The organism is Sphingopyxis sp. (assembly GCF_041916015.1).
Taxonomy (GTDB): Bacteria; Pseudomonadota; Alphaproteobacteria; order Sphingomonadales; family Sphingomonadaceae; genus Sphingopyxis.
Genome location: NZ_JAYSAH010000040.1, coordinates 1 through 5,645 on the forward strand (window position 1 = coordinate 1; position 5,645 = coordinate 5,645).

The 5,645-nt window shown below is 66.1% G+C and carries 4 protein-coding genes and 1 pseudogene; 2 read left to right on the plus strand and 3 right to left on the minus strand.

What is annotated here, in order from left to right; genetic code table 11:
* The 3 genes from ACE3SL_RS05815 to traC form a co-directional block, all read right to left on the minus strand.
* On the minus strand, positions 1–1,419 hold a 1,419-nt coding region (locus ACE3SL_RS05815), incomplete at its 3' end, for a type IV secretory system conjugative DNA transfer family protein (RefSeq protein WP_374524814.1).
* 1 nt (position 1,420) lies between these two features.
* On the minus strand, positions 1,421–1,636 hold the full coding sequence (gene traD / locus ACE3SL_RS05820) for a conjugal transfer protein TraD (protein ID WP_374524815.1): 216 nt from the start codon (positions 1,634–1,636) through the stop codon (positions 1,421–1,423).
* 4 nt (positions 1,637–1,640) lie between these two features.
* A complete protein-coding gene (traC, locus tag ACE3SL_RS05825) occupies positions 1,641–1,904 on the minus strand; it encodes a conjugal transfer protein TraC (protein ID WP_374524816.1) in 264 nt (87 codons plus the stop codon).
* A gap of 249 nt (positions 1,905–2,153) precedes the next feature.
* Here traC and traA point away from each other — a divergent pair, with 249 nt between their 5' ends.
* Both traA and ACE3SL_RS05835 read left to right on the plus strand, forming a co-directional pair.
* Entirely contained in the window at positions 2,154–5,459 is a 3,306-nt protein-coding gene (gene traA / locus ACE3SL_RS05830; RefSeq protein WP_374524817.1) for a Ti-type conjugative transfer relaxase TraA, read from the plus strand.
* Positions 5,456–5,645 (plus strand): annotated as a pseudogene (locus ACE3SL_RS05835) (hypothetical protein); the annotation flags it as partial. The gene traA and the pseudogene ACE3SL_RS05835, both read left to right, overlap by 4 nt.

A 5,645-nucleotide genomic window follows, 5' to 3' on the forward strand; every position in this document is an offset into this window, starting at 1 on the left:
CGTGCGCCCCTCAACCTTTCCATCACGGTTGTAGATGGCATTGAGCAGCGCGCCGATGATCGTCCGAGCAAGACCCGGATGCGCCTCCAGTGTCTTGAGGTCCAGATTGACGAAGATGTCCGTCTTGCCACCAGTGATCGCGTCGGTCGCAAAGCTCGATCCCGATACCAAGGCGGCATAGTTCGGATAGCTCAGCCAATGCGTCTCCTTGACCGCATTGGCATAGACACCGGAGAAGGTTTCCGGCGTCATGGCGATGAACGGCGCCACGTTTTCTTTGACAAACTCCGATCCCGAATTGTCGTAGATGGCCTGGAGCCGTTCGCGCAGCTTTGGCTCCGGCTCCGAGAGGTTGGCTCGCATCTGCCGCAGATGCTGGTGCTGTTTTTCGGTATGCCCGGAGAGGCAGACATCGGCGATGAGGGCAGTGATGAGCTGCAGCGCCGACGCGCGAAAGAAGTCGTCGCGGATCGAAGCCTGTCGGCCCGTATCGGTCACTACCCAGTTGGCGACCGCGACCAGGTCCTCTTCCTTGGTGCCGCCGAAGCGGCCGATCCAGTCGAGCACGTTGAACCCGGTCGATGGCTCGCGCGGGTCGAGGATGAAGACATCGCGCCCGGCCCTGCGCCGATGCTCGATGACCATCGGCGCGACCTCGTTGGACGGGTCGAGCGCCACGAGACTGCCGCCCCATTTGAGCGCCGTCGGAACCGTGACCGATGTCGTCTTGAAGCCGCCGGACCCCGCGAAAACCAAGCCATGTGTTGATCCGAACGACGCATCGAAACACAGCAGCGGTGATTTCCCGCCGACGCCCCAGGTCTCCCGGTCGTCGGCGCGAAACCCGCGCTCGGCCAGCGTGTCCGTGTCGACCCGGTGGGCTTCGCCGACGACGATGCCGCCGGCTTCGGGGAACAGGCGTCTCGCATCCTTGATCGCCATCCATTCGGCATCGCCGTGAATCGAGCGCTTGCCGTGGATGCGGCGCGGCACTGCAGAGGCGAATGCGGCGTCGCCGCGCATCGCCACGCGTAGCGCGAACACGCCTGCGACGGCAGTGAGCGTCGCGCCGATCGATGTCGCAGGATCGATATAGCTCATGAGGCTCGAGCCGGCGGGTACGCTGTCGGCGAAGCCCGACAGCCGGAAGCTCTCGCGCGCAACCGCAGCAGCGACGACCGCGGCGGTGCCGATGAGGACGCCGACTGCCATCGTGCGGATCGCAACCGCGCCCCTCGCAGCAAAGAGAAAGACGATCCCGGTAGCGGCGGCGATGACATAGGGCAGGGCAATGCCGAGCCGCCCGAGCATCACACGGGCATCCGGCGTCGTTCCGAAGGCGGCCGTCCACTGCTCTACTCCGCTGAGACCGAGCAGCGCCCCAAGCATCAGCACGGCGGGAGCAACCAGCATCACCATCCTAGTCGGTGTCATTGATGAACGCCTTTTCGCCTAGCGCCATCAGCCGCGCGCGTTCCGCTTCGTCGCCCCTGATGCGATCGGCGGCATCGATCATAATGCCGAGAAGCAGCGCCCGCTTCTCGTAGCGCAGCCCTGCCTTGGCGATCAGCCCGCCGAGCTGGATTTTCTCGCGCGTGTCCTTGCGGCGCGCCTCGGTCTGGCTTGCCTGTCGCATCCGCTCAAGCCTCGCCACTCGACCCCTGAGGCGCGCCAGCCGGGACCGTGCCACCGGTCTGCCGGCTGGGCCGTCCGCTCCCCTTCCGAAATTCTCCCAGGACGTCCTCGAATGCCGCGACCAAGTCACCGTCCTCGACCTCGATATCGCCGAGTCCGGCCTTCAGGGCGAGCCGCCCGATGCGTTCGGCCTCGCGGGTCTCGGCCTGCTTGAGCTGCTCCTGCAAGCGCCCGATCTCTTCCCTGATCTTCGACGATGGCTTCTTCATCCCGGTTGCTTCCCTTTCGTCATTCGGACTTTTCCAATGACGAGCTTCGACCGGGACGCGCGTCAGCGCGACCCGTCACTTTCGACGGGTCGGCGAAGCCGACACTTTGGTGGATCATCCCAGCGTTCCGAAGGAATGCGTCCAAGGGCGCAGTAATACGTCGCTGACGCGACGTGCTCCGCCCGGCCCAGCCGGGCAAGGCTCTCCCCTCCGGACGACCTGTTGCCGTCACCGGGATCGTCGCTCGCCTTGGCCATCACGCACTTCACGCCCCAGCTCATCTCCCGCGGCGACGGCCGCAGCGCTGTGCTGTCGGCCGCCTATCGGCATTGCGCCCGGATGGAGCATGAGGCGGAGGCTCGGACCGTCGACTATTCGAACAAGCGCAATCTCGCCCACGAGGAGTTCCTGCTGCCGCCCGATGCACCGGATTGGGCGCGAACGCTCATCGCCGACCGCTCGATCACGGGCGCCGTCGAAGCGTTCTGGAACAAGGTTGAGGCCTTCGAGAAGCGGATGGATGCGCAGCTCGCCAAGGAATTCATCATCGCGCTGCCGGTGGAACTCAGCCGCGACCAGAACATTGCCCTGATGCGCCAGTTCGTGTTCGAGCAAGTCCTCGCCCGCGGCCAGGTCGCGGACTGGGTCTATCACGACGAGCCGGGCAATCCGCATGTCCACCTGATGACCAGCCTGCGCCCGCTCACCGAGAGTGGGTTCGGTGCGAAGAAGGTCGCCGTCATCGGCCCCGACGGACAGCCGCTCCGCACCGCCAATGGCAAGATCCAGTATCGCCTATGGGCCGGTGAGAAGGCTGAGTTTCTCCAGCAGCGCAACGCCTGGCTCGACCTGCAGAACCAGCATCTGGCGCTCGCCGGCCTCGAGATCAGGGTCGATGGCCGCTCCTATGCCGAGCGTGGCATCGACATCGTTCCGACCACCCATATCGGCGTTGCCGCCAAGGCGATGCAGCGCAAGGGCGGGGATGCGGGCCGCGCCGTCGACCTCGAACGGCTCGCCCAGCATGAGGCGAAACGCAGCCATAACGCCAGGCGCATCGAGGCTCGACCCGAGACCGTGCTCGACATGGTGACGTCCGAAAAGAGCGTCTTTGACGAGCGCGACGTGGCCAAGTTGCTGCACCGCTACATCGACGATGCGGGGAGCTTCCAGCGTGTGCTGACCCGTGTTCTCGCCAGCCCCGAATGCGTGCGGCTCGACGTCGAGCACGTCGATCTCGCAACCGGCGCCCGGGTTCCGCAAAGACTCACCACGCGCGAGATGGTCCGTCTCGAATTCGAGATGGTCAATCGCGCGCGAACCCTCGCGAGGGCGCCCTCACATGGCGTTCGGGAGAAGGTGCTGGCGGCGGTGTTCGCGCGCCATGACCGGCTGTCCGATGAGCAGCGGACGGCGATCGAGCATGTCGCCGGCGGCACGCGGATCGCGGCCGTGGTGGGACGCGCCGGCGCCGGCAAGACGACGATGATGAAGGCCGCCCGCGAGGCGTGGGAGCTGGCCGGCTATCGGGTCATCGGCGCGGCGCTTGCCGGCAAGGCGGCCGAGGGCCTGGAGAAGGAAGCCGGCATCGGCTCCCGCACCTTGGCGTCGTGGGAGCTGCGCTGGAAAGAGGGCAGGGAGCTTCTCGACGACAAAACGGTCTTCGTCCTCGACGAAGCCGGCATGGTCGCCTCCAAGCAGATGGCGGGCTTTGTGGAAGCGGTCACCAAGGCTGGCGCCAAGCTCGTGCTAGTCGGCGATCCGGAACAGCTTCAGCCGATCGAAGCCGGCGCCGCCTTCCGGGCAATCGTCGAGCGCATCGGGTACGCCGAGCTCGAGACCATCTATCGCCAGAAGGAAGCCTGGATGCGGGCGGCGTCGCTCGACCTGGCGCGCGGGCGGATCGAGAAGGCGATCGCGACTTACACGAGCCAGGGCCTGGTGATCGCCACTAACCTGAAAGCCGAGGCCATCACCAGCCTGATCGAGGATTGGGACCGCACTTACGATCCGGAGAAGTCCACGCTGATCCTCGCGCATCTCCGCCGCGACGTCCGCGATCTGAACGAGCGGGCGCGCGAGGCGCTCATCAAGCGGGGCGTCGTCGAGACCGGCCATGCCTTCCGGACCGAGGACGGCGCGCGCAATTTCGCGGCGGGCGACCAGATCGTCTTTCTCAAAAACGACAGTACCCTAGGCGTCAAGAACGGCATGCTGGCAAAGGTGGTCGAGGCGGCGCAGGGACGCATCGTCGCCGAGCTCGGCGAGGGCGATGCGCGCCGACAGATTTTGGTAGATCAGCGTCTCTATCGCAACCTCGATCACGGGTATGCCACGACGATCCACAAGTCGCAGGGCGCGACCGTCGATCGCGTTCAGGTCCTCGCCTCGCTCTCACTGAACCGGCACCTGACCTATGTCGCCATGACCCGGCACCGCGAGGACGTGGCGCTCTACTATGGCAAGCGATCCTTCGCCATGGCGGGCGGGCTGTCCAAGGTTCTGGAGCGGCGCGACGCCAAGGAAACTACCCTCGACTACAGCGCCGGCCGCTTCTATGCGCAGGCGCTGAGCTTCGCCAACAGCCGCGGTCTTCACCTCGTGCGGGTGGCCCGGACGCTTGTTCGCGATCGGCTCGACTGGACGCTGCGCCAGAAGGCACGCCTCGCCGAGATCGGCGCGAAGCTACGGACTTTCGGCGCTCGTCTCGGCCTCGTCGACCGCCACGTTTCCACCGTTCAATCAACCCGAAAGGCCGAACCCATGGTCAAGGGCGTTACCAGCTTTGCGCTCACGATCAGCGATGCCGCCGAGGCCAAGCTGCAATCCGACAAGGCGGTTTCCAAGCAGTGGGACCTCGTCTCCGATCGCATTCGTCGCATCTATGCCGAGCCCGAGACCGCGTTCCGCGCGATGCACATCGAGGCGGCGTTCTCCGATCCGACTGCGCGCGCTGATCGCCTGCAGCAGATCGAGCAGGCGCCGGCAAGCTACGGCCCGCTGCGCGGCCGCACCGGCATCCTCGCCAGCAGCGCCGACAGGAACGATCGCCGCATCGCCGAGACCAACGTGCCGGCGCTGCGCCGCGACCTCGAGCGCTACTTCACAATGCGCGACCAGGCGATGAAACGCCTAACGGCCGAAGAGGCTGGCGTGCGCCAGCGGGTCTCGATCGACATCCCGGCACTATCGCCTGCGGCTGAAACCGTGCTCGCGAAAGTGCGCGATGCCATCGACCGGAACGACCTGCCAGGCGCGCTCGGCTTCGCGCTCGCCGACCGCATGGTCAAGGCCGAGATCGACGCCCTCAACACTGCCGTCCGGCAGCGCTTCGGCGAGCGGGCCCTGCTCGGCAACGGCGCCATGGATACGGGCGGACCGGCGTTCAAGGCGGCCTCAGCCGGGCTGGCGCCGGTCGAGCAGCAGAAGCTTGCCTCCGCCTGGCCGACGATGCGGACCGCGCAGCAGCTCGAAGCGCATGAACGCACGGTGGAAGCGCTCAAGCAGACCGAGGCGTTGCGCCAGACGCAGCGACAGAGCCAGGTGCTGAAATGACCGATCGCGCCCACCCGATCATCGTGGTCGCCACGTCGCTGGTGCTGCTCGCCGTGTTTGCTTGCGTCGGCTTCATCTCAGGCCTGCGGGTCAATCTCACCCCGAGCTATCCGCTCGGCCTGTGGCGCATCGAACCGCTGGCACACGATCCTGGCGTTGGCGATCGCATCTTCATCTGCCCGCCGC

Excerpts from the sequence above, each read along its gene's own strand:
- traD (WP_374524815.1), bottom strand. The coding sequence starts at position 1,636 with ATGCGACAGGCAAGCCAGACCGAGGCGCGCCGCAAGGACACGCGCGAG.
- traC (WP_374524816.1), bottom strand. The coding sequence starts at position 1,904 with ATGAAGAAGCCATCGTCGAAGATCAGGGAAGAGATCGGGCGCTTGCAG.